The following is a 253-nucleotide window of genomic DNA, read 5'->3' as shown; positions in this document are numbered from 1 at the left end:
ATTCTCTCCTCGCCTACCTGTGTCGGTTTGCGGTACGGGCACCTCCCGCCTCGCTAGAGGCTTTTCTTGGCAGTGTGGAATCAGGAACTTCGGTACTATAGTTCCCTCGTCATCACAGCTCAGCCTTAATGATGAGCGGATTTGCCTACTCATCAGCCTAACTGCTTGAACGCGCATATCCAGCAGCGCGCTTACCCTATCCTACTGCGTCCCCCCATTACTCAAACGGCGGGGAGGTGGTACAGGAATATCA

At 54.2% G+C, this 253-nt stretch carries 1 rRNA gene; it reads right to left on the bottom strand.

The window, feature by feature from the left end:
* A 23S ribosomal RNA gene (locus M3225_RS30305) occupies positions 1 to 253 on the bottom strand; the annotation flags it as partial.

Origin of the sequence: Priestia aryabhattai (assembly GCF_023715685.1) — a bacterium.
Lineage (GTDB): Bacteria > Bacillota > Bacilli > Bacillales > Bacillaceae_H > Priestia > Priestia aryabhattai_B.
This window is presented reverse-complemented; position numbering and strand designations above follow the sequence as displayed.